We start from the raw sequence: 23,494 nt of genomic DNA, 5'->3' as shown, positions 1-23,494 counted from the left end.
GAAAGCGTCAGCGGCGCCCGCGACAATCGAGACGACCAAACAGGCGAGGAAAGGCGGACGTGGTGAGCCAGGACTTCGAGTACGTGACCATCGGCCCCAGTGACGAGTTCAGCGTCGGGACCTCTCCCGATGGGGAGCCCGGCATCCTGATCGAGCAGACGGCGTTCGAGGAACCGGATCGGTGGCTGTGCTTCGGTGAGGGGTTCGATGACGTGCGGCGTATGCGCGAACTGGCCGCTGCCCTGCACGACCTGGCCGCCCGCGCCGAGCGGGGGGAGTGGCGGACGGCATGAGCGCCGAGAACGAACCCGCGGCCGACCCGGGCCAGTTCCTGCGCGAGGTCGCCAACGCCGATGAGGGCTGGTCGGAACGCTACGGCGGTCCGGAAGGGATCGCCCGCTGGACCCTGAACCTGCAGGACGCCCTCAAGGAACAGGCCAGCGACCTGGCAGCGGTCCGAACCGCCGCCATCCGGGAGATGCTGACCACCCGCTCCCTGGCCGACGTCGCCCAAGCCCTCGGCGTCAGCAAGCAAGCCGTGTCCAAGGCCGCCAACAGCCCCACCTGGACCGACCCCCGTTGGTGACGTGGCTGGCCAGGACGAGGCCAGCAACCGAGGCCGACGCCCACCGGGGGCGTCCGCCGGCGGGCGGCTAGCCTTGAGGTAAGGGGCCGGTGGCCGGTGTCTCCCGGGGGTGGGTTAAGACAGGCCGCCGGCTCCCCTCATGCGCGTAGCCGCTTGCGTCTCCGGGCCACCGAAGCAGCTGTCCGACCCAACAGCCCGGCCGCCTGTCGAGCCGTCAGGTCGGGACGCAACACCAGCGCATCCTCTTCCGGGGTGAAGGTTCCCGATCGGGTCGCAGCCACACGATCCGCTGCCGCGGCAGCTCGAGCAGCAGCGTTGATCTTGTCCCGCTGCGTGTGGCTGTAGATCTGAGTATGTCAACTCGACTTGGCCCCACCGGGACGGTTTGATTTGGCCCCACTCGTGACGGTTCGGGTGTGGGCGAGTCGGTAGCTGGTGGTGCCTGTTTCGATGATGGTGCCGTCGTAGGTGAGGCGGTCGACGATGGCGGCGCAGAGGCGGGGGTCGGTGAAGGTCTTGGTCCAGCCGCTGAAGGGCTCGTTGGACGCGATCGCGATCGAGTTCTTCTCTTCGCGTTCGGTGAGGACCTGAAAGAGGAGTTCGGCGCCGCGGCGGTCGAGTTCGAGGTAGCCGAGTTCGTCCAGACAGAGCAGATCGACCCGGCCGTAGCGGGCGATGACCTTGGTCAGGGCGCGATCGTTGTCGGCTTCGGCGAGCTCGTTCACGAGCCGGGAAGCGAGCACGTAGCGGACCCGGTAGCCGGCCTCGGCGGCGGCGGTGCCGATCCCGATGAGCAAGTGGGTCTTCCCGGTGCCGGAGTCACCGATGAGGCACAGCGGGCGGCCCTTGGCGATCCAGTCGCCCTTGGCGAGGGTGTTGATGACGGCCGGGTTCAGGTTCGGGTTGGCGGTGTAGTCCAGCTCGTCGAGCCGCTTGATACGGGGGAAGCCGGCCTCGGCGACGCGGCGGATGCGGCGGCGCTCGTCGCGGTCGTCGCACTCGGCGAGCAGCAGTTCGGCCAGGAAGGCTTGGTAGGAGTGTTGCTCACGGACGGCGACCTGGGCGGCGTGGGCGGCCCGGTCGCGGATGGTGGGCAGTCGCAGGGTGCGGCAGGCGGTGTCGATCGCAACGTCGACGGCCTGGCTGGTCATGGTGGTCATCGGGTTCCTTGGGTGAGTAGCTGGTCGTAGACGGCAACATCGGGAAGGGGTCGGGTGTCGGCGAGGTAGGCGATCCGGCCGTCATCGCCGACCAGACCCAACTGCGGGCGGACCGCGTCGGTTTCGCCGGCGCGGCGGACCTCGACGGCGACGGCTTCGGGGGCGAGCGCCCCCGCAGCGAGGGCGGCCTCGAGGCCGGCCAGGACCTGGGCGTGCGGGTAGGTGCGGTGCAGCAGCAGCGCCTCGACGAGGGCTTGCGTGCCGGTCTTGTCGCCGTACCTGGCCTTGGCCGCGGTCCAGTACCGGTCATGGGTGGTGGTGAACACGCCGGCCTTGCGGGCCTGGACGAGGGCGGTCGCGCCGGGCAGCGCCCCGGGCTTGTACGCGAGCACCTCCAGGTAGTGGTCCAGCACCAAGGTGACGCTGCCACGCACCGTGGACCGCTCGTGTTCGGCCACCAGCCGGGGTCCGTCGTAGACGAGCACCTGGGTGGCGCGCAACAGCACCCGCAGTTGTCGGCCGACGTAGCGGACCGGCACCGAGTACTGACACTGCCGGACCGTGACCCGGGCGTGGCGGTCCACCCGCGGATGCAGGCTGAGCCCGGTTTCGAACGGCTCGACCGGCAGCGCTCGCAACAAGGCCTGTTCGACGGCGAAGTCGTCGGCGACCGTGGTGGTGCGTTGCCCGACTCGGCGGTGGTCGTCCTTGCGGTCGCACCGGGCGAAGTAGGCGTTCAGCTCGGCGAGGGTGTCAACCTTGGGCATGGGCACGGTGTGGGTGCGGCGGAACCGGCCGCCCTCGCCCTCCACGCCACCCTTCTCATGTGCCCCGTCGACGCCGGGACGGCAGTAGAACACGTCGAAGCCGTAGTGGGACCGGAACAGCACCCAGCGGTCCGACTCGACGCGGGTGCGGCCCATCAACACCCGCGACACCGCCGCCTTCAGGTTGTCGTAACGGATATGCACCGTCGGGATCCCGCCGAGTTGTTCGAACGCGTACCGGTGCCCGTCCAGGAACGCCTCCTGCGACGCCGTGGCGTAGGCGCGGTGGACCGCCTTCCCGGAGTAGGACAGCCGCAGCGTGAACAAGAACACCTTCGTCTTCACCCCGGCCAGCACGATCCACAGGTCGGCGAAGTCGACCTCGGCTTCGGCGCCCGGCGCGTGGGTCTGCGGCACGAACACCTCAGCAAGCTGCTTGCCGGCCTCGGCGGCGATCCGCGGGCGGGCGTCACGCACGTAGTCACGCACCGTCGGATACGCCACGACCACCTGGTGTTCCTCGATCAGGCGTTCCCGGACCCGTCGAGCGGTGTGGCGCTGCTTGCGAGGCGCGTCCAGGTCCTCACGCAGCATGGCGTCGATGAACGGCCTCACCGGCCCCAACACCGGCGCGGCACGTTCCGGCACCTTCCGCGCCGGCGGTTCTGCCGACGCCAGCGCCTGTCGCACCGTCCGCCGGTGCACCCCATGCCGGAGGGCCAACTCACGGATCGACACGTCGGGATCCTCCCGACGGTCCCTACGGATCGCTTCGAACACTCGGACACGACTCCCACCTGACACGTCTGGCCACCCCTTCGACGACAACGTCGACCAGTCAAAGGGTGGGGCCAGATCAGACCGTCACAACCGCCCCGGCGTGTCACACCCGGGGCCAGAACGGGCCGTCACGGTGGGGCCAAATCAGAATGTCATTTCCAGGAAGGGGATGAACTCCTCCCACGCGTTCAGCCACAGCCCGCGGATGGCTGGGTAGGCGCGTCCCCACTTGTCGCAGAAGTCGTCGCGGGCCCGTTCGGCCTCGGCGATCGTGGCGGCGGTGTAGACCGGCTTCAACTCGCGGCTGATCTGGTCCCAGTACTTACGGGACGCGTACCGGAACGTGTTGCGGATCAGGTGGATGATGCACGTCTGCACGATCGCCCTCGGGAACGCGGCGGCGACGCTGTCCGGTACGCCCTTCAGCCCGTCGCAGACGATGAAGAACACGTCCCGCACGTGTCGAGAACGGTCGAATCTTGCATTTTCGGGTTCGTATGTTGCATACGGCCCCACTACTGCGGGCTGTACGGCGTCCAATATTGCGCGCACTATTGGGGGCAGTAGTGCCCGTCGCTACTGCGACCCGTTAGAACGAGAGCGGCGCCGTTGCGGGAACAACGGCGCCATGGATCCGCCCGAGACAACAAGTCATTGAAGTTCGAGGGCGATTCCATGAGAGAGTCTAGGCCCGAGGCTGCCGCGTCCCCAAGGGATCACACGGCAGCCCATTGGGTGTTCCGTATCGGGACGAGTCCGGTTCACTGGTTGTGGGCGGATGGAGTCGGCCCGGATTCGCGCTCGTTGGGCACCTACCGGCTGCCGAAGGCGACCGCCTTCGCGAAGCACTCGCCAGCTCATGCGTACTGCCACACGACTGGCTCATACTTGCTCGTTGAATCCGGGCTGGAGCGGGAACTGGCTGAGGAGTTGGACGGCGATCCCGAGATCGCTTGGTTAGGCCGTGTTGCTAAACCTCTTTGAGGTGTCTGCGGGAGATTCTGGATGTGTGTCGCGTGATGTGATCTCGGATGAAGCGTGGGCGGTGATCGGCCCGCTGTTCCCTACTGCGAAGTCGACGGGCCGTCCACCCTTGGATCGGCGCACGGTGGTCGAGGCGACGGCGTGGCGGTTCCGGACCGGGGCTCCGTGGAGGGACGTGCCGGAGCGATTCGGGAACTGGAACACGATCTACAAGAACTTCAACCGGTGGTCCGAGCTGGGCGTGTGGGCGAAGGTGCTGGAGAAGACGCAGGCGTTTGCGCAGCAGTCCGGGGACCTGGACTGGGTCGCATCGATCGATTCCACGATCGTGCGCGTGCACCAGCATGGCGCGACCCTTCCTCGCACCACGGGGGGCTCTGTCGAACTACAAGAAGTTCGGTGATGAGCCGCTCGATCATGCGATCGGCCGCTCCCGGGGCGGGTTGACGACGAAGAATCATCTGGTCTGTGACGGGAAGGGGCGTGCTCTCGCGTTCATCCTCACGCCCGGGCAAGCTGCGGACACAAGCATGCTGTCCGCGACGCTGAGCGAGATCCGCGTCCCGGGCGCGAGAGGCAGGCCAAGGTCGAGGCCGGACCGGGTGCTCGCGGACAAGGGCTACCCGTCAAGAGCGAACCGGGCTTGGCTGCGCGAACGCGGGATTGCTGCGACGATCCCCGAGCGGGACGATCAGATCACTCACCGACGCAAGCGCCGCGGGCGACCGATCGACTTCGGTGACCAGCAGCGGGCCCGCTACCGCGGCCGCAACGTCGTCGAGCGGTGCTTCAACAAGCTTAAGCAGTGGCGCGGGATCGCGATGCGCTCAGACAAACTCGCCCGGAACTACCACGCCGGCCTCTGCCTCGCCGCCACTTTGCACTGGATCAGCACGCCCGCGCTATGACCGCCGGCGCTTCGAGCGGCGCTGAAGAACCAGATAGGTAGCGGCGAGCACTGCTCCGGCTGCGACGAGCGCGGCAGCGAACCATGGAACCTCGACCCAGAACCACACGATGTTCGTGCCCGTGAACGAGAACCCGAATGACAAGCACACCGCAAGGATCGCTGCGACCAACAGCATCGACCGACGACGTTCCAAAGCGACCATTCCAGCACCCGCCAATCAGATCCGACCCACCTGTCCCACACTTTAGCAACACGGCCTAGTTGCGCAACCGTTCGCGCTGTACTTCGCTGATCCCCAGCGCGAGCGCCGCCAACTGAAGCACATCCCGGACTCAGGCTCCTCTCGACAGTTCTGTGTAGACGCGAACTTGTCTCTGATTCAGAGTTTGCGCGCGGGCTTCGGCGGAGTTGAGCGCGTGCAAGATGCCAAGCGTCGGGCCGTGCAGCCCATCCTGCAGCTCGACAGCACGCCGCGGTTGCGGAGCTCGGTGAGCACGTTGAGCCAGTACTTGGCCGACTCGCCGTCACCGTTCCCGCCGGCCCAGATCCCGAGGATGTCCTTGTGTCCGTCCAGGTCCACGCCGATCGCAGCGTAGAACGGCTGGTTGGCGACCTGGCCGTCGCGGACCTTGACCACGATGGCGTCGATGAAGATCCCCGCATACACGCGCTCCAGTGGGCGGGCCCACCAGGCCTGCATCTCCTCGACGATCTTGTCGGTGATCCGACTCACCGTGTCCTTGCTCACGTTTGCGCCGTACACCTCGAACAGGTGCGCCGAGATCTCCCCGGTCGTCAGGCCCTTGGCGTACAAGCTGATGACCAGGGTGTCCAGGTCGGTCAGGCGACGCTGCCGCTTGGCCACGATCACCGGCTCGAAACTGCCGTCCCGATCCCGCGGGACGGCGATCTCCACCTCGCCGCAATTGTCGGTGACCACCGTCTTGGGCCGGTACCCGTTGCGCGAGTTGGCTCCGTTCCGGCCCGCCGGGTCGTGCTTGTCATAGCCCAAGTGGTCAACGAGTTCCTCCTCCAGGGCCGACTCGATCACCGTCTTGGTGAGCTGCTTGAGCAGGCCGCCGGGGCCGGTCAGATCCCCGCCCGCGCCACGAGTCCGGCGCACCAGCCCGCGCAGCAACTCGGTCTCTGCCGTGGACAACACCAAAGGCTCAGCCGACGGTGTGGGTTCCAAGCTCGGGCTGGGTCCCTTGACGAACGCCGAGGGCGCCGCCTTGTCTTCTTCGTGTGGCTCCACAGCGATCAGTGTTTCGGTCATCATGACCCTTCCTGCCCAACCGGGCCGTAGGGCCAGTTACACCGTTCCTGCGATAGACCCTCACTACGCCAACAGCCCCACCTGGACCGACCCCCGTTGGTGACGTGGCTGGCCAGTACGAGGCCAGCAACCGAGGCCGACGCCCCCGGGGGCGTCCGCCGGCGGGCGGCTAGCCTTGAGGTGAGGGGCCGGTGGCCGGTGTCTCCCGGGGGTGGGTTCAGACAGGCCGCCGGCTCCCTTTCATTCGCGTAGCCGTTTGCGTCTCCGGGCCACCGAAGCCGCTGTTCGACCCAACAGCCCGGCCGCCTGTCGAGCCGTCAGGTCGGGACGCAACACCAGCGCATCCTCTTCCGGGGTGAAGGTTCCCGATCGGGTCGCAGCCACACGATCCGCTGCCGCGGCAGCTCGAGCAGCAGCGTTGATCTTGTCCCGCTGCGTGTGGCTGTAGATCACCGCGCGACGCTTGTTCCGGTCCCGGTTCTCCTCCGCATACACACGGTCCCGCGCCACCGCAGCAGGGTTCCGGCGACGCCACCGCTTCATCACCACCGCACGCACCGACCGCCCCACCAGCTCGGCCACCTCAACATCACTCGCAGGGCCGTCCAAGAGGGCAAGCTCGTCCGGAGTCCACCTCCGGCGACTCACAGCAACACCCGCAGGACGAACAGACGCACTGCACAGCGGACCACGGTCGGCTCCTCGGAATTGGGGGCGTCAGCCAGAAGAGACACCAACAGGGTAGGCCCATCAACGAGAACGCCGCGCGAGACTGGGTGCGAGCCGACACTGACCGTCAGTCGCTCATCGCGGCAAGAGCGGATGTTCGCGCTTCACCAACTCCAGCTCAAGTGGATCGTGTTGGCGCCCGGTTCACGCGTCGTGCAGGGGTTCAGCAGGTGGGGCGTGCTGTATCGGCCGGGTCTAGCGTGACGGGTCGACAAAGCATGTCAGGCCCGCCGGGGTCCCGGATTGATGGTGTCCCCGGACCAGCTCATGTTGTCGTCCACACCAACCTCGAACGCCTCCAGGGCGGGATCGGCGAGCACGGCGTCCGCGACCGCGCGCTCGCAACCGAGCAGCGTGAACCCGAAGTCGATCTCGGTGGCCAGACACCAACCGTGGTCGTCCGGCCATACGAGGTTCGCCGACTGCACGAAGCTCTCGTCCTCGACCCACGTCTCGTGCGCGGCCAGGGGCGCCCGGAACAGGTGGTAGCGCCGGTGCGGCAGGGCCAACACCGGCTCGGCACCCCCCGGGACCCGGCTCGGCACCGGGACCTCGTAGGTCATCAGATCGGGGTGGTGCGCCTCGACCGCGCCGCCTCCCCAGAACCCGTAGCCCTCCCACACCGCGTAGGTCACGTCCCCAGACGCCTGCAGGTGCGCGACCAGCGCGTCGTGGTCGGGGCGCGGGAGATGGCCATCCGGCGGCCACAGGCTCGGGTGGCGCAGGGTGTCGAACATGTGGCTCCACTGCGCCAGGGGATGCAGGACGCGTCCATTGGACGCAGCAATCTCCCGCCAGCGGCGTCCATCCGGCAGGGGGTGCAGGACCCGCACATACGCCGCGAAGCCCGTCGGCACCATGGCACCCACCGGAACCCCAGCCGGTCCCCACGGCAGCAGCCGGGGCGCGAGCCAAGCCGACAGGGCGGCGTCCGTCGTGTGGCGAGGTAGGGCCATACCGCAAGGGTAAGGCCGTAGCGCCCCACTCCTGATGTGCGGGAACGGGCCACCCGCTCGTTGCGGACAGCGTTCAACACGAAGGCATACCGCGCTGCGGCAAGCGGAGCCGACACACGACCCTCGCGCAACCCGCGGCAGAGTAGTGCGTTTGCGGACCACTCCTTCCCATAGCTCTGGATGCTATAGTCCGGGCATGGGTGGTCGGGAGGTCCTGCGCGAGGTGATGACTGAGAGCAAGGTGTCTCAGTCGGAGTTGTCGCGGATGAGTGGGGTGCGGCAGCCGAGTATCAGTCAGTTCTTGTCGGGCCGGATCGAGATGAGCGACGAGATGCTGGATCGGCTGCTGTCGTGCTTGGGGTATCGGCTTGAGGTGGTGCGTCGCCCGGTCCGGGTGGAGTTGGACCGGTCGCACCTGCGGAGTTGGCGCCTGCACCGCCAGTTGGCCACTCATCTGGACACCGGCGTGTTGGACGACTGGGTGCCGACGATCCGGCGGAACGTGGAGCGGTTGCGGCACCGCGTTCAGGGTGAACCTCATGTGTCGAACCTGGGCCGGTGGGAGGTGTTGGTGGAGCAGCGCGACGTTCCCAGGCTGCGCCGTGTGATGACCGGCCTAGACACCGACTCGGTGCAGATGCGGGAGGTGTCGCCGTTGGGTGGATTGTTGCCGCAGTCGGAGCGGGCGAAGGTGCTGGCGGTGGTCGGCCGATGAGACGCGACCAGTTGGAGCGCCCAAGGGGATGAGGGCCGCTTGGCCGCTTGCTCGGACGTCCAACAGGGTGTGCTTCTCAGTTCTTCTTGAGCAGCCCGGTGAGGCCGGCGATCAGGATGGCCCGACTTGGCTCATTTAGTGTCGCCCGCGCGCTTGGTGGATCGCGTCGAGCCAGGCTTGTGCGTCGTCGGGTAGGGCGTTCTCGGCGGTGACGATGGTGTCGCCGGCTTGGATGTCGATGGTGCGGTGGCGACGCAGCGTCTTGACGAGGGCCTCGATGCTGACGCCGGTGGTGCTCTCGAGCCATCGGGCGACGGCGAGGGCCGCGAACACGATGGTGAGGTGGGCGTCGATCGAGTCCTTCAGGTGGTGGTAGACCGGCCGGGCCTTCAGGTCCGACTTGGACATCCGGAAGGACTTCTCGACCTGCCACAGCTGGTGGTAGGCCCCGATCACGTACTCCGGGGTCGGGTTGGCCAAGTTCGTGATGTAGCCCTTCCAGCCCGCCAGGGTGCGGGCCTTGGCCTCCAGTTCCCGGTTCACCGACTTCTGCGCGCCGGTGAGGGTGATGAACCGGTTCCGCTTCACCGGCGCCTTCCCCGCGACTGCCCGTTCGGCCTTGCCGACCTGCTCACCGATGCCGCGCAGCGTGCGCCGGGCCCGGTCAGCCCGGTACTGGTAGTAGATCGTTTCCTTCACCTGCTGGCCGGCCGGACCCCGCGACCACGGCTGGGTCAGGATCAGCCCGTCAGGCGGCTGCTCACCGGGGTGGGTGTCCATCCAGTGGCGCACGACGTAGGGAATGTCGGGGATCTTCTGACCCACGATGAACCGCAGCCCCGCCCCGGACAGGGCGCGCAGGTTCCCATCCGACAGCATGCCCGCGTCGGCGACCACGGTCACCTCGGGGAGCTGATGGGCGGCCTGGAAGGCCTGGATCGACGGGATGATCGTGGTGGTCTCGGCGCGATTGCCCTCAAACGCTTCAACCATCCGCGGGAACGGGATACCTTGGTGCCGGCAGCCAACGCGGGTTGCGCAACCGCCTCGGGTGGCCCCCGAGTGCCAAGTCAACCCCCCACTTGGAGGACGCATGTCAGCAAATGTCATCGTCGTGGTCGAGCAGGAGTTCGCCCACCCGCGGCCCCGCGTGTTTCGCGCCTGGACCGCACCCGAGGAGATGTCCCAGTGGCGGGGCAGCCCTGGGTGGCACGTCGAACGGGAGAGCGTCACGTCGGACCTGCGGACCGGCGGCAAGCACCATCACGTGAAGGTGCGCGACGACGACCCGAGTGTGCGCGTGACCACGGACGCCGTCTTCACCGAGTACTTCGACCCGGACGTGTTCGTCGCGCGTCAGCGCATCACGGGCGACTCCGGCATCGACCCGAACGAGTCCCTCGAACTGCGCGTCGAGTTCACCGCCATGGGCGGCGACAGCACGCTCGTGCGCATCGTCCAGGGGCCGTACGACCCGGCCGTGGCGCAGTATCACGCCGCCGGCTGGGAGAAGGAATTGGCCCGCTTGGGCACCTACCTGGATGGAGGACAGGCATGAATACCGCAGGAGCGCCGACGACGTCGGCGGTCGTCCGCACGAAGCCCATCATGACCATGCCGCAGATCCTCCTGATGAACCTCGGGTTCTTCGGCATCCAGTACAGCTTCGGCATGCAGCAGACGGCTATCAATCCGATCTACACGTTCCTGGGCGCGTCACACGACCAATTGCCGCTGCTCAACCTGGCCGGTCCGGTCACCGGCCTGCTCATCCAACCCATCATCGGGGCCCTCTCAGACCGAACATGGGTGGAGAAGGGCTTCTTCCGCGGGCGCCGACGCCCCTTCTTCCTCATTGGGGCGATCGGCTGCGCGATCTGCCTGGCTCTGTTCCCGTTCGTGTGGGCGGTCTGGATGGCGGTTCTCCTGCTGTGGCTCCTGGACGCCTCCAACAACACCGCGATGGAGCCCTACCGCGCGTTCATCGCCGACCGGCTCCCCCCGGCCCAACTGGGCAAGGGCTTCCTCGCCCAGTCGTTCTTCACCGGCCTGGGGATCACGCTGGCCAATTTGAGCCTGATGTTCTTCCAGGGCGTCTTCGGCCTGGGTCAGTCCGTCGGCATCCCGCTGTGGGTCTACCCGGCGTTCCTCCTCGGCTCGGTCTGCTCGATCGCCACGGTGCTCATCTCGGTGCTGTCAACGCCCGAGATCCCCCCGACGGAGAAAGAACTCGCCGAGCTCCGCGCCAGCAAGGGTGGCCCCGGCCACTTCATCGCTGAGATCAAGGACGCCATCGTCGACATGCCGGTCGAGATGCGGAAGCTGGCGTTGGTGTACCTCTTCCAGTGGTACGCCATGAACATCTATTGGCAATACGTGTCGCTGTCGGTGTCCCAGTCGCTGTACGGCACGACGGACGCCCAGTCCGAGGGCTACCAGCTCGCCGTCGCGAACACAGGCGTCATCAACGGTGCCTACAACATCGTGACCTTCTGTGTCGCGTTCGGGCTGGTTGCCCTGGCCCGCCGCTGGGGCGCGAAGTGGGTGCACGCCATCGCCCTGTGGTGCGCCACGGTGGGTCTGGTCTTGTTCCCGCAACTGCCGACCCTGCCGCTCAAGGTCGTCGCGATCGTGGGCCTGGGCATCGCGTGGGCGTCCATCATGGGCGTGCCCTACATCATGATCGTGCGCATGGTTCCCTCGACCCGCTACGGCGTCTACATGGGCATCGTCAACATGATGATCGTCATCCCGATGCTCATCCAGACGCTCACGTTCGGCGCGATCTACAAGAACCTGCTGGGGGACAACCCCAACAACGCGATCATGGCCGCCGGCATCCTGCTGGGCATCGCCGGCTTGGCCATGCTCTGGGTCAAGGAGCCCCCGATCGTGCGCGACATCGAGCCGGTCGGCTCTGGCGACGAGACCGTCACCACGAAGGGAGCCTGAGATGGCAAGCATGACTCCGTACGGATGCATCGTCGTCGGCACCGATGGCTCTGCCTTGTCCGACCCGACCGTCGCGAGGGCCTCGTTCTTGGCCGCTGCCGAGGAGGCCGACCTCGTCATCGTCTGCGCCTATTCGGGCATGACGATGCGCGAGGGTGCGAAGGCGACGAACACCCTCGGTGACACCCGGACCTCCGTTGTGTTGGGACGCGAAGCGGCCAGCGACGCGTTGGCGACCGCGACATCCACGGCGTCCGGCCTGGGCGCGCAGGTCAAGGCGTCGCTGCTGGTGGAGGGCGAGGCTGCCTCCGCCCTCCTGAGAGCCGCGCAGCAGCACGAGGCGGACCTCATCGTGATCGGGGCGATCCGAGACACCAGTCTCGCCGGACGCCTGCTCGGCACGGTCGCGTCCGCCGTCGTGCGTGAAGCCCCGTGCGAGGTCCTGGTGGTGCGTCCCCCGGCGGCGTGGGGTGACGTGACCGAGATCGAGGTGCCCGAGGACGTCTGAGCGCTGCGACGGCGCACCCTGCCCGCCGGCCGGGGGCGCCGAACGCAGGGTCAGCCTTGGCTGTCGAGGTCCGTGCCGTCCGCGGTGATGCGGAACGCCCGGGTCGCGAGGTCGGCCTCCAACCGTGCGGTGTGGCCCTCGCGCGACCACTCCAAGGTCAACACCGAGCCTTCTCCGGACGCCGTCAGCTCGGCATCCCACCCGAACGCCGGGTGGGTGTTGCGGAACCGCAGCAGGTCGATCTGGCGCTGCACAACGGGCCTCGCGAGGCCGGCCTCGAGGTCGTCGGCCGACAGGTTGGTGCGGTTGATCTCCTTGTGCCCGCCCGACCCCGCACGCTCGACGGCGGCCAGGTTGTTCTCGCCGGCGAAGAGGTCGAGGTACCACACCTGCGGCTTGCCCGGCATGAACAGGTGGATCGCCCGGGCCAGCAGCATCGATGCGTCGTCGCAGCCCAGAGCGCTGTAGTACGTGGCGTTGACCTGATAGTAGGTCGCCTTCTGGCCGTGGAGATCCTTCACGTAGCCGCCGCGTCCGCGCACCGTGGCGATCACCGACTCGATCTCGTCGTCGCTGAGCAGGCCCTTGAGGTCGAGCAGCGGGATGCCGTCGTGGCAGCCCAGCATCGACACCGTCTTGATGCCCTTGGCCTGGATGTCGCCGATCCACGCGAGCAGGCGCTCGGCGGAGTGCGTCTCGAACGCGTGGATCAGCAACCCGGGCAGGAAGAAGTCGTAGGTGAGGAACCCCTTGGCCGCAATCATCTCGTGGATGCCCTCCTCGTAGCGGGCGTGGATCTCGGGCAGCAGCTTCAACCCGTGCCGGTCGGCCAACGCCTTCACCTGGTCGAGCAGATCCCACGTACCGGGGTCGTTGAGGAAGTTCTTCTCGCCGGGCTCCTTGGGGGCGTAGGCGAAAGCGTCCAGCCGGACGATCTCGGCGCCGTAGCCCGCGAGCCTGGCCAGGGTGTCGGCGTAGAACGTCCACACCAGGTGCGATTTGATGTTGAGGTCCATCTGGCCCAGGTAGGTGCGCCGCGACTCCACTAGGTCGACCACGGCGTCCCGCCACGCCTCGAAGCCGGTGAAGTCCGCATCCCCGGGTCGTCCGCCGTCCGCGATGGTGGCGTTGACCCGGGTGGCCAACTCGTCCGCCGAGGCGTACTGCAGGCCGGCCGCCATCAGGTCCTGGGCGTCCACGCGGGGGTAGCGGACCTCCTGGTAGAAGGTGTTCCAGAACGGCTTCTCCGACCCGTCGGGCAGACGCACCATCAACAGCGGCAGGCCCGGCTTGCGGAAGAACATGTGCTCGATCAGGTCCGCGCGTGGCTGGATGTAGCCCTCCGGCGTCATCTCGCCGTGACCGGCCCAGAAGGCGTTCCAGTCGATGAAGAAGTCGTTGTAGGGCGACCTCTCGCCGCGGGCCAGGATGTCTTGGAACTGGGGCGACAGCACCGAGGCGTGGTTGAGGATGAAGTCGAACTTCAGGTCGAGCCCCGCAGCGGCCAGCGCCTCGAGGTCGGCGGGCTTCGCCAGAAGGTCGTTCAGCCCGTAGTCGATCACGCTGAAGCCGCGGTCGAGGTCGCTGTTGAACACGCTGGGGAGCAGGTACAGCGAACTGAACGCGCCGGCGACCTCGGGACGCTGCACGAACGCCGCCAGGCCTGCCAGGGTGCCGTCGAGGCTGTCGGGGTAGGCGTTCAGCATGACGCCATCGCGGGGGAGGTGGCGCCCCATCGCCTGCAGGTAGGCGTCGTAGGTGAGCAGTTCGCCCTCTTTCGACAGGATCAGGGACGCCTTGGGTGCCTGCGCGTCCAGCTTGGCCTGCTCCAATCCCAAGACGAGGGTCGTGAAGGGACTGTCGACCGCCCCGTCACGGGCGCGAGCGCGGCGGTGCGCCAGCGTCTGCGCCGGGGTGCTGTTGAGCAGGATGGGCACGTCCACGCCCTCGACGAAGTCGCTGTTGCCGTGGGTCCACTCGATGACGAGCACGCGAGTGCCCGAGACGTCGACCTGGTCATACCACTGGTCGGCCTCGGTGCGCCCCATGCGCTTGAGGGTCAGGGTGTCGGCGCCGCCCTTGAAGGCGGCGATGATCGCATTCACCTCGTCGAAGTCGATCTCGTTCGGTGTCCCGAGGTACGCGGCGAGCGCCCTGGAGCCCGCGCCGAGGTAGGTCGGGAGCCAAGGGTGCTCGGCTGCGGCCGCCGGGTCGGCGTCCGTCCCCGCAGCCTGGAGGGAGGAGAGGGCGTCCCGGACGGACGCGTCGTAGGCCCCGGCGTCCACCAGCCCGCGGACGCCCGCGTGGCGGAAGACGCGCAGGCGTTCGGCGTCGTTGACGGAGGGGATCCGGCGCGGGTAGTTGTCGCCCGACAGGATGTAGGCGCCGATGCCGTCCGCGTTGAGCGCGTGGCCGAGCAGCGATCCCAGCTCGGATTTGCCCACGCCCGAGCCGCCGTAGACGGCCACCACGGCGCGTCCCGCGGCCAGGACGGGGTCGAGCTGCTCGCGCAGAGCGGGGTACAGCGTGGCCGCAGCCGCCAGATGCCAATCGGTGATGTGCACCTTGTCCCCCGGCATGTCCCCGGTGGGGATCGAGTTGGGATCGGTGAGCGCGGGGAACAAGGGCACGGGGACTCCTTCGTCGTCTGGGGAACCGCGCCCATTATCCCACCGGTGGTGTTCCGGTGGGTACAGGACCCGTACGAACGGCTTGCGTTCCCACACGGGCATTGTCGAGGGTTCACGGGCGATGCGTAGCGCCATGTGGACTACCAAGGAAATCGCCCGTCGGCACCCCAAAGCCTCTGACAACGCCTTTCGTCTCACACCCCGCGATGCGACCCGGAGATTGGTAGTCCAACGGGCGCTACGTCGCACAGAATCCACGAGTTGTGGTTCCCTAGTCAAGCGCCCCTCAACCCCCAAGAACACGAAACGTGAGCCAAGTCGGGTCCAAGGGGATGAGGGCCGCTTGGCCGCTTGCTCGGACGTCCAACAGGGTGTACGTGGGCTGCGTAGACGGATCGGTGAGCGCACGGTCATGCCGATGGGCGGATGGCCGGTCGCCTCGGCCGCCAGTCAATGGCTGAGGCTGACGGTGACTTGTCCCGTGCGGGGCGGTAGCAGCTGTGACTGCTCTTCTTGGTCCGGCTAGATGCCGAGGATCGTCTTTGCGATGAGGAAGTAGATGATCAGGCCTGTGGCATCCACGAACGTTGAGATGAACGGGTTGGAGAACACAGCGGGGTCGGCTCCAAGGGTCTTGGCGAGCAGTGGCATTGTTCCTCCGACTGTTGCCGCCAGCGCGCACACGCTCAGCAGCGTCAGGCCGATTACCGAGCCGATGCCGGGCCCGTACAGCAAGGTGGTGACCGAAAATGCCAGTCCGCCGATGATGAGGCCGAGGGTGATGCCGGTGAATGCCTCGCGGGCTGCGACCTTCAGGGCGTCGCGGGGGCGCACCTCGCCAAGGGCCAGCGCACGGGTCACGGTGGTGGCCGCTTGATTTCCGGTGTTGCCGCCGGTTCCGATCAGGAGGGGCACGAAAACGCTCAGGACGACCAGACGTGACAACGTCTCCTCGAAGACTTCTAGGACCTGGACTGTGAAGGATGCTCCGACTGCGAGCACGAGGAGCCATACGATGCGGGACCTGACCAAGTGGCCGATGGGTGTTGACAGGTACTTGCGTTGCAGTGGCTCGGTTCCTGCTTGGCGGGCCTGGTCCTCGGAGTCAGCTACTTGGAGGATGTGGAGGGCATCGTCGACGGTGAGGATTCCGACGATCCTGTCTTCGGAGTCGACGACCGGGAGGGCGAGGTGTCGGCGCTCTGCGACCCGTCGGGCTGCCTGCTCGGCTGGTTCGGCGGCCCACGCCCGATCTGCTGGGCGCGTGAGAGTGGAGATGGGAACTTCCGGGTCGGCGGCAAGCAGGTCCCGCAGGCTGACCACTCCGACGAGGTGGCGGGCGCCGTCGCTGACGGCGACGGTGTAGATCGTTTCGCTGTCGTGGAGCCGCTCAAGCACGCGGTGTAGTGCTGTGCGGGCGTCCATCTCTTGGGGGACGATGGCCACCTCAGGGCTCATCTCGCGGCCTGTGGAGCCTTTCGGGTATCCCAGAATCACGGCCGTGAGGTCTCGCTCGTCCGGTGTGAGACCACGCAGGAGGCGCGACGCCACCCCCGCCGGGAGTTCATCGAGCAGGTCCACACGGTCATCAGGATCCATGGCGCTGAACACTGACGCCGTCTCATCCTCGCGCAGGTGTGAGATGAGGTCGGCCTGGCTTGAGGCGTCCAGTCGCTCGAAGACTTCCAGCGCTCGATCACGGGGAAGAAGTCGGAATCCGATCGCGCGATGGGCGTGGGACATGCGAGTGAGGTGGTAGATGACCTCTCCAGCCTCCGCCTCAGCCAGGAGGAGCCTGGCGGACGCCAGGTCCCCGTCGGCAATTGCGCGCACGAAGGCGTCGTTCTCGAAGGACGACACGTTGCTCATCGCGGTTCCCTGCCAGTCGTCGGCGGCCACGACTCTGGTGCGCACACAACGACGATCATGGTCAAGAGGCTAGGGCGTGTCTCCCTATTAGCGAAGCCAGAGGGTGATGGCGCGGAGGACAACGCCTCCTCGGTAGACGGTGGCGAGCTTGTCGTAGCGGGTGGCCAGGCCTCGCCGCTGTTTGTGGTCGTTGAAGGACCATCGCCCGCGCATAGTCCCGATACCGGACCGGGTTGGGTGCCGAAGCGTTGAGCCCACCACGGATGCTGTCGTCGGTGATCGCCAGGTACCAGATGCCGACCTCGTCCTCGATGTGGATTCAGGGCAGCCATTGGGTGCCCGGAAGCAGAATCGCCCAGAAACCCCTCTGGAACTGCGACCTCATCTGGGCAGCCATGCGTTCCTCAGGGCTGAGGACGATGCCGGTGCGCACGCACACCACCCGCACCCCAAGCGCTTCCGCTCGCGTGGCCGCGTTCTCATAGGACGCGGTGCCAATGGCCCAACGGTCCCTACCTGCGGGGGTGGTTTCCGTGACGGGTCGTCACTGTCGGTGAAGCCGTAATACCCGACCGCGGATCCGCACCCCGTCACCTATAAGGGGGATCTTGTCCTCGGAGCGCCCATTCCATGAAAGCAGCTGCGAGCTCAGGTCGCTGGGAAGTCCGAGCCGCGCAAGATCGGCAACGTGGCCCTCCGGGGTCCAAAGAGGGCCGGCCCCGTCGTCGGGCCAGAATTCGAACTGAGTCATGAGCTGAGTGTGCCCTGACGGCGCTGCCGGACGGGCGAGAACATCCGCAACTGCCGCAGGGCGGTTGGAGTCCGACGTTGCGGTGGGGTGGCCGTCGGCGTCCAACGAGGTGTACGTGGGCTGCGTAGACGGATCGGTGAGCGCACGGTCATGCCGATGGGCGGATGGCCGGTCGCCTCGGCCGCCAGTCAATGGCTGAGGCTGACGGTGACTTGTCCCGTGCGGGGCGGTAGCAGCTGTGACTGCTCTTCTTGGTCCGGCTAGATGCCGAGGATCGTCTTTGCGATGAGGAAGTAGATGATCAGGCCTGTGGCATCCACGAACGTTGAGATGAACGGGTTGGAGAACACAGCGGGGTCGGCTCCAAGGGTCTTGGCGAGCAGTGGCATTGTTCCTCCGACTGTTGCCGCCAGCGCGCACACGCTCAGCAGCGTCAGGCCGATTACCGAGCCGATGCCGGGCCCGTACAGCAAGGTGGTGACCGAAAATGCCAGTCCGCCGATGATGAGGCCGAGGGTGATGCCGGTGAATGCCTCGCGGGCTGCGACCTTCAGGGCGTCGCGGGGGCGCACCTCGCCAAGGGCCAGCGCACGGGTCACGGTGGTGGCCGCTTGATTTCCGGTGTTGCCGCCGGTTCCGATCAGGAGGGGCACGAAAACGCTCAGGACGACCAGACGTGACAACGTCTCCTCGAAGACTTCTAGGACCTGGACTGTGAAGGATGCTCCGACTGCGAGCACGAGGAGCCATACGATGCGGGACCTGACCAAGTGGCCGATGGGTGTTGACAGGTACTTGCGTTGCAGTGGCTCGGTTCCTGCTTGGCGGGCCTGGTCCTCGGAGTCAGCTACTTGGAGGATGTGGAGGGCATCGTCGACGGTGAGGATTCCGACGATCCTGTCTTCGGAGTCGACGACCGGGAGGGCGAGGTGTCGGCGCTCTGCGACCCGTCGGGCTGCCTGCTCGGCTGGTTCGGCGGCCCACGCCCGATCTGCTGGGCGCGTGAGAGTGGAGATGGGAACTTCCGGGTCGGCGGCAAGCAGGTCCCGCAGGCTGACCACTCCGACGAGGTGGCGGGCGCCGTCGCTGACGGCGACGGTGTAGATCGTTTCGCTGTCGTGGAGCCGCTCAAGCACGCGGTGTAGTGCTGTGCGGGCGTCCATCTCTTGGGGGACGATGGCCACCTCAGGGCTCATCTCGCGGCCTGTGGAGCCTTTCGGGTATCCCAGAATCACGGCCGTGAGGTCTCGCTCGTCCGGTGTGAGACCACGCAGGAGGCGCGACGCCACCCCCGCCGGGAGTTCATCGAGCAGGTCCACACGGTCATCAGGATCCATGGCGCTGAACACTGACGCCGTCTCATCCTCGCGCAGGTGTGAGATGAGGTCGGCCTGGCTTGAGGCGTCCAGTCGCTCGAAGACTTCCAGCGCTCGATCACGGGGAAGAAGTCGGAATCCGATCGCGCGATGGGCGTGGGACATGCGAGTGAGGTGGTAGATGACCTCTCCAGCCTCCGCCTCAGCCAGGAGGAGCCTGGCGGACGCCAGGTCCCCGTCGGCAATTGCGCGCACGAAGGCGTCGTTCTCGAAGGACGACACGTTGCTCATCGCGGTTCCCTGCCAGTCGTCGGCGGCCACGACTCTGGTGCGCACACAACGACGATCATGGTCAAGAGGCTAGGGCGTGTCTCCCTATTAGCGAAGCCAGAGGGTGATGGCGCGGAGGACAACGCCTCCTCGGTAGACGGTGGCGAGCTTGTCGTAGCGGGTGGCCAGGCCTCGCCGCTGTTTGTGGTCGTTGAAGGACCATCGCCCGCGCATAGTCCCGATACCGGACCGGGTTGGGTGCCGAAGCGTTGAGCCCACCACGGATGCTGTCGTCGGTGATCGCCAGGTACCAGATGCCGACCTCGTCCTCGATGTGGATTCAGGGCAGCCATTGGGTGCCCGGAAGCAGAATCGCCCAGAAACCCCTCTGGAACTGCGACCTCATCTGGGCAGCCATGCGTTCCTCAGGGCTGAGGACGATGCCGGTGCGCACGCACACCACCCGCACCCCAAGCGCTTCCGCTCGCGTGGCCGCGTTCTCATAGGACGCGGTGCCAATGGCCCAACGGTCCCTACCTGCGGGGGTGGTTTCCGTGACGGGTCGTCACTGTCGGTGAAGCCGTAATACCCGACCGCGGATCCGCACCCCGTCACCTATAAGGGGGATCTTGTCCTCGGAGCGCCCATTCCATGAAAGCAGCTGCGAGCTCAGGTCGCTGGGAAGTCCGAGCCGCGCAAGATCGGCAACGTGGCCCTCCGGGGTCCAAAGAGGGCCGGCCCCGTCGTCGGGCCAGAATTCGAACTGAGTCATGAGCTGAGTGTGCCCTGACGGCGCTGCCGGACGGGCGAGAACATCCGCAACTGCCGCAGGGCGGTTGGAGTCCGACGTTGCGGTGGGGTGGCCGTCGGCGTCCAACGAGGTGTACTAGGTGGCCACCATGCACTGACAGGCCATCACGCGTAAGCCGACCTTGTGAGACTTGGGTGTTGGACGGGTCCGCCGGCACCTCCAAGGCCTCGTTGGACGCTCCCGGCGGCAAGTTGAGTTGCCCAAGCGGAGCGGAATCAGCTGGCCATCCGTCTGGAATCGGAGCAGCGTCCTCAGCCATCGCACCTGCTAGCTAGGGCGTGGGGGAGTGGGGCGCAGGCACCCTGGCTTTCGGGTCGACGCGGTCAGCGTGGGATCTCGTCGTGCCGCAGCGCCACGAGTTCGCGCACTCGGGAATGCCACTCCCCACAATCGGCGATCCGTGGCTCAGTGGACACGCACTTCATGCCCGCCCACGGCACATGAGCCCCCGAGGGTTCGGAAGATCAGGGCCGGCAAACGTGTGGCCTCAAGAAGTCCAGAAAGCCTCTTGCGCCGTCCGAGAGGGCGCAGCTATAGTCCAACTAACACGCTTTAGTGATGCGCTTTAGTGAGAGGTTGTCAACGGTGACCGCGAAGGGCAAGGGCTCGACTCGAGTAACGATGGCGCAAGTCGCCGCCCACGCTGGGGTGTCCCCAACGACTGTGTCGTTCGTGCTGTCTGACCGGCCAGGAGCTGGCATCTCGGATGAGACGACTGCTCGAGTGCGCGCGTCCGCGGCGGAACTCGGCTATCGGCACAATGCGGCCGCTCGGGCGTTGGCTCTGAGCCGCACACAGCTAGTCGGTGTTGTGACCGACGTGGCGACCAGCCCCTTCGCAGGTGACGCGCTCTTGGGCGCGCAGGAGCGGGCTTGGGCGAGCGGGCTCCAAGTGCTGATCGCCAGTGTTGAACATGAGCAGGATCTGGACCCGAAGGCGTTCGACGTGCTCCTGGGCCGGCAGGTGGAGGGGCTGGCTGTGATCATGGCTTGGCACAGCACTCTGCGCCTCCCCGCTGGTGTCGGCTCCCTGCCAGCCGTCTTGGTCAACAGCGTCGACGAAGCCGGCGTTGTGCCGGCCGTGGTGCCGGATGAGGAGGCTGGTGGTCGGGACGCCACCGCTCACTTGATCAACGCAGGGCACCGCCGGATTGCCATGATCAACCTCGAAGCAGACACCATCGCCGCCACAGAACGTCGGTCAGGTTACGAAGCGGCACTTCGGGCGGCGGGCATCCCCGTTGATATGGCGCTGATCCACGAAGGCAACGCAGACGCCCATCATGGCTACGAGGCGATGTGCGACCTGCTGGCACTGCCGGAACCACCGACCGCTGTCTTCTGCGCCACCGATCGCATCGCGATGGGGGCGTACGACGCGATCAAGGAGTCGGGGCTCTCGATTCCGGAGGACATTTCGGTCATTGGGTTCGATGACCAAGAGATCCTCACGGAGTTCCTCCGTCCAGGACTCACCACCATGAAGCTTCCGTTCCGTGACATGGCAGCACGGGCGATGGATCTGCTTGCTCGCCAGATCGTCGACCCGCGCTTCGCGGCCTCGTCGGAACGGGTGCGGTGCCCGTTGATCGAGCGTGGCTCGGTCGGGTCACCGCAGAAAGTCAGGCCCCGTCATCGGTTGGACCGGATGACGGGACCTGACCCGCAGTAGAAGTGCCGACTGGCCCATCGACCTGGACGTCTGGGGGCCTGACAGCACACGCCACAACCACTCCTACAGACGAGGAACGCACATGCAACACACACGAAGGATCCGAGTCGGAGCTGCGCTGGTCGCGGCTTCTGCCCTGTTGATGCTATCCGCCTGCTCCGGCAGCAGCCAATCCCCCAACTCCACCGCGCCCTCGGCCTCCCAGGCGGACAGCGGAGCCCTCCTGACAATTCCGCGCGAGGACATGGGCACCTTCTCCCGCAACTTCAACCCCTTCTCGACGCAGTCGATGCCGATGACGAACCAGGCGATCTACGAGCCCCTGTTCATCTACAGCGCGACGGACGCGAAGACCACGCCGTGGCTGGCCACGGAGTGGGCGGTGAACGAGGATTCAACCCAGGTGACTTTCACGCTGCGTGACGGCGTGAAGTGGTCGGACGGGCAGCCTCTCGTCGCGCAGGACGTCGTGACAACCATCACACTGCAGAAGGAGATCCTTGGCGGGTTCGACTACGTCCAGTCCGTGACGGCGGTCGACGACCACACCGTCCAGATCGACTTCAGTCGCCCGTACACGCCCGGCCTCTACGAGCTTGGTGGCCAGGTGATCGTGCCCGACCACATCTGGTCGAAGATGGACAACGCTGCGACGAACACGAACGAGGACCCTGTCGGCACCGGCCCCTTCTCCATCGTCAAGCAGTTCTCGGCCCAATCGTTCGACTTGGCGCCCAACCCGAACTACTGGCAGCCCGACAAGGTCAAGATCGCCGGCGTCCGCATGCTCGCCTTCGCTGGCAACGACGGAGCCAACCTGGCCCTTCAGACAGGTGACGCAGACTGGGGCGACCAGTTCATCCCGGACGTCGAGAACACCTTCGTCGCCCCGTCCCCGGACACCCATCACTACTGGTACGCCAAGACCGGCTCCATGGTCTCGTGGCAGTTCAACACGCAGAAGGCCCCCTACGACGACGTCAACTTCCGCAAGGCGTTGAGCATGGCGATCGATCGCGATCAGATCACCGCCATCGCGATGAACAACTACACCACGCCGGCCGACTGCACGGGTCTCTCCAACAGCTACGCGTCGTGGGTCGACCAGAGCATCGCCAGTTCGTGCACGTGGACCAAGCGTGACGTCGCCGCCGCCAACCAAGCGCTGGACGACGCCGGTTACAAGGTTGGTGCGGACGGCTTCCGCACCAAGAAGGATGGCTCTCCGTTGAACGTCGAGCTCAGCGTCGGATCAGCCTCCTCCGACTGGCTCTCGGTCATGAACATCATCGCCCAGAACCTCGCGGACGTTAAGGTGCAGGCCACCGTCGACTCGCCCGACTGGGCTTCGGTGGTCTCGGGCTACGAGAACGGCAGTTTCGACACCGGTATCGTGTGGTCGCCCAACGCGGCCACCCCGTACCAGTACTTCCGGAACACGCTCAGCACGGATGTGGTCAAGCCTGTCGGTACCAAGACGACCGAGAACTACCACCGCTACGGCTCGGCGGCCGGAACCCAGGTCTTGGCGGAGTTCGTCGCGACGGGCGACGAAGCCAAGCAGCACGACCTGGTCAACCAGCTGCAGAAGATCTACAACGACGAGGCCCCCCTGGTGCCTCTGTTCACCGGTCCCGAATGGGGCGCTTACTCCAGTGCGCGCTTCGCCGGCTGGCCGTCGGAGAGCAACCCGTACGCCACCCTCAGTACCCGGGCGGCGACTACCACGCTCATCCTCACCTCCCTCACCCCCGCTCCGTGACCCGGCGGGCCGGCCCGCCAGGAGACTGGCGGGCCGGCCTCCACCCCACCGGAGGTAGGCCAAGTCGGCCCGCCTGCGCTCCTGCCCGCCC

General features: G+C 66.6%; 17 protein-coding genes and 5 pseudogenes. 10 read left to right on the top strand and 12 right to left on the bottom strand.

What is annotated here, in order from left to right:
• The first annotated feature begins 62 nt into the window (after positions 1-62).
• Both Q4G50_RS11060 and Q4G50_RS11055 read left to right on the top strand, forming a co-directional pair.
• A complete protein-coding gene (locus Q4G50_RS11060) occupies positions 63-293 on the top strand; it encodes a hypothetical protein (RefSeq protein ID WP_232550274.1) in 231 nt (76 codons plus the stop codon).
• On the top strand, positions 290-586 hold the full coding sequence (locus Q4G50_RS11055) for a hypothetical protein (RefSeq protein ID WP_303377714.1): 297 nt from the start codon (positions 290-292) through the stop codon (positions 584-586). The genes Q4G50_RS11060 and Q4G50_RS11055 overlap by 4 nt, the downstream gene beginning before the upstream one ends.
• A 356-nt stretch (positions 587-942) precedes the next feature.
• Here Q4G50_RS11055 and istB read toward each other — a convergent pair whose 3' ends face one another.
• From istB to Q4G50_RS11040, 3 genes and pseudogenes are all read right to left on the bottom strand, one after another.
• Positions 943-1,746 carry an IS21-like element helper ATPase IstB gene (istB, locus tag Q4G50_RS11050; RefSeq protein ID WP_303377713.1) on the bottom strand — a complete coding sequence of 268 codons (804 nt, stop codon included), beginning with the start codon at positions 1,744-1,746 and terminating at the stop codon, positions 943-945.
• Complete coding sequence (gene istA, locus Q4G50_RS11045; protein ID WP_303377712.1) at positions 1,743-3,293, bottom strand: IS21 family transposase; 1,551 nt, start codon at positions 3,291-3,293, stop codon at positions 1,743-1,745. The genes istB and istA overlap by 4 nt, the downstream gene beginning before the upstream one ends.
• Positions 3,294-3,449: 156 nt before the next feature.
• Positions 3,450-3,812 (bottom strand): annotated as a pseudogene (locus Q4G50_RS11040) (transposase); the annotation flags it as partial.
• Between the two features lie 490 nt (positions 3,813-4,302).
• On the opposite strand from Q4G50_RS11040, the pseudogene Q4G50_RS11035 reads away from it, so the two are divergent.
• Positions 4,303-5,185: pseudogene (locus Q4G50_RS11035) on the top strand (IS5 family transposase).
• Between the two features lie 468 nt (positions 5,186-5,653).
• On the opposite strand, the pseudogene Q4G50_RS11030 reads toward Q4G50_RS11035, so the two are convergent.
• From Q4G50_RS11030 to Q4G50_RS11020, 3 genes and pseudogenes are all read right to left on the bottom strand, one after another.
• Positions 5,654-6,466: pseudogene (locus Q4G50_RS11030) on the bottom strand (IS256 family transposase); the annotation flags it as partial.
• Positions 6,467-6,703: 237 nt separating this feature from the next.
• Positions 6,704-7,045, bottom strand: coding sequence for a hypothetical protein (locus Q4G50_RS11025; protein WP_303377711.1), 342 nt, complete (start codon positions 7,043-7,045; stop codon positions 6,704-6,706).
• Positions 7,046-7,413: 368 nt separating this feature from the next.
• Positions 7,414-8,148 (bottom strand): hypothetical protein, encoded by a 735-nt coding sequence (locus Q4G50_RS11020; protein ID WP_182819010.1) that lies wholly within the window; start codon positions 8,146-8,148, stop codon positions 7,414-7,416.
• A gap of 226 nt (positions 8,149-8,374) precedes the next feature.
• Between Q4G50_RS11020 and Q4G50_RS11015 the strand changes: the two genes are divergently transcribed.
• Positions 8,375-8,863, top strand: a complete 489-nt coding sequence (locus tag Q4G50_RS11015; RefSeq protein ID WP_303377710.1) for a helix-turn-helix transcriptional regulator — start codon at positions 8,375-8,377, stop codon at positions 8,861-8,863.
• Between the two features lie 135 nt (positions 8,864-8,998).
• Here the strand turns inward: Q4G50_RS11015 and Q4G50_RS11010 are convergent.
• Positions 8,999-9,865: pseudogene (locus Q4G50_RS11010) on the bottom strand (transposase); the annotation flags it as partial.
• A gap of 91 nt (positions 9,866-9,956) precedes the next feature.
• On the opposite strand from Q4G50_RS11010, the gene Q4G50_RS11005 reads away from it, so the two are divergent.
• From Q4G50_RS11005 to Q4G50_RS10995, 3 genes are read left to right on the top strand one after another with little or no spacing between them, the layout of a single operon-like run.
• Positions 9,957-10,421 carry an SRPBCC domain-containing protein gene (locus Q4G50_RS11005; protein WP_077348528.1) on the top strand — a complete coding sequence of 155 codons (465 nt, stop codon included), beginning with the start codon at positions 9,957-9,959 and terminating at the stop codon, positions 10,419-10,421.
• Complete coding sequence (locus tag Q4G50_RS11000; RefSeq protein ID WP_303377708.1) at positions 10,418-11,815, top strand: MFS transporter; 1,398 nt, start codon at positions 10,418-10,420, stop codon at positions 11,813-11,815. Before Q4G50_RS11005 ends, Q4G50_RS11000 begins: the two co-directional genes overlap by 4 nt.
• Position 11,816: 1 nt before the next feature.
• Positions 11,817-12,323 carry a universal stress protein gene (locus Q4G50_RS10995; protein WP_303377707.1) on the top strand — a complete coding sequence of 169 codons (507 nt, stop codon included), beginning with the start codon at positions 11,817-11,819 and terminating at the stop codon, positions 12,321-12,323.
• A gap of 50 nt (positions 12,324-12,373) precedes the next feature.
• On the opposite strand, the gene Q4G50_RS10990 is transcribed toward Q4G50_RS10995, so the two are convergent.
• The 5 genes from Q4G50_RS10990 to Q4G50_RS10970 all read right to left on the bottom strand — a co-directional run bounded on the left by Q4G50_RS10990 (position 12,374) and on the right by Q4G50_RS10970 (position 19,393).
• A complete protein-coding gene (locus tag Q4G50_RS10990) occupies positions 12,374-14,953 on the bottom strand; it encodes a hypothetical protein (protein WP_303377706.1) in 2,580 nt (859 codons plus the stop codon).
• 522 nt (positions 14,954-15,475) lie between these two features.
• Complete coding sequence (gene mgtE / locus Q4G50_RS10985) at positions 15,476-16,822, bottom strand: magnesium transporter (RefSeq protein WP_303377723.1); 1,347 nt, start codon at positions 16,820-16,822, stop codon at positions 15,476-15,478.
• 87 nt (positions 16,823-16,909) lie between these two features.
• Positions 16,910-17,035, bottom strand: a complete 126-nt coding sequence (locus Q4G50_RS10980; RefSeq protein WP_303377705.1) for a hypothetical protein — start codon at positions 17,033-17,035, stop codon at positions 16,910-16,912.
• Positions 17,036-17,833: 798 nt separating this feature from the next.
• Positions 17,834-19,180 (bottom strand): magnesium transporter, encoded by a 1,347-nt coding sequence (mgtE, locus tag Q4G50_RS10975; RefSeq protein WP_303377723.1) that lies wholly within the window; start codon positions 19,178-19,180, stop codon positions 17,834-17,836.
• Positions 19,181-19,267: 87 nt separating this feature from the next.
• Positions 19,268-19,393, bottom strand: coding sequence for a hypothetical protein (locus Q4G50_RS10970; RefSeq protein ID WP_303377705.1), 126 nt, complete (start codon positions 19,391-19,393; stop codon positions 19,268-19,270).
• 1,135 nt (positions 19,394-20,528) lie between these two features.
• Between Q4G50_RS10970 and Q4G50_RS14665 the strand changes: the two are divergent.
• From Q4G50_RS14665 to Q4G50_RS10960, 3 genes and pseudogenes are all read left to right on the top strand, one after another.
• A pseudogene (locus Q4G50_RS14665) lies at positions 20,529-20,720 on the top strand (LacI family DNA-binding transcriptional regulator); the annotation flags it as partial.
• 60 nt (positions 20,721-20,780) lie between these two features.
• Complete coding sequence (locus tag Q4G50_RS10965) at positions 20,781-21,641, top strand: substrate-binding domain-containing protein (RefSeq protein ID WP_303377704.1); 861 nt, start codon at positions 20,781-20,783, stop codon at positions 21,639-21,641.
• 82 nt (positions 21,642-21,723) lie between these two features.
• On the top strand, positions 21,724-23,403 hold the full coding sequence (locus tag Q4G50_RS10960) for an ABC transporter substrate-binding protein (protein ID WP_303377703.1): 1,680 nt from the start codon (positions 21,724-21,726) through the stop codon (positions 23,401-23,403).
• Positions 23,404-23,494 lie beyond the last annotated feature (91 nt).

This window comes from Corynebacterium sp. (genome assembly GCF_030538285.1).
Taxonomy (GTDB): Bacteria; Actinomycetota; Actinomycetes; order Mycobacteriales; family Mycobacteriaceae; genus Corynebacterium.
Note: the sequence above shows the minus strand (reverse complement) of the source record. Positions and strands in the feature narration are given on the sequence as shown.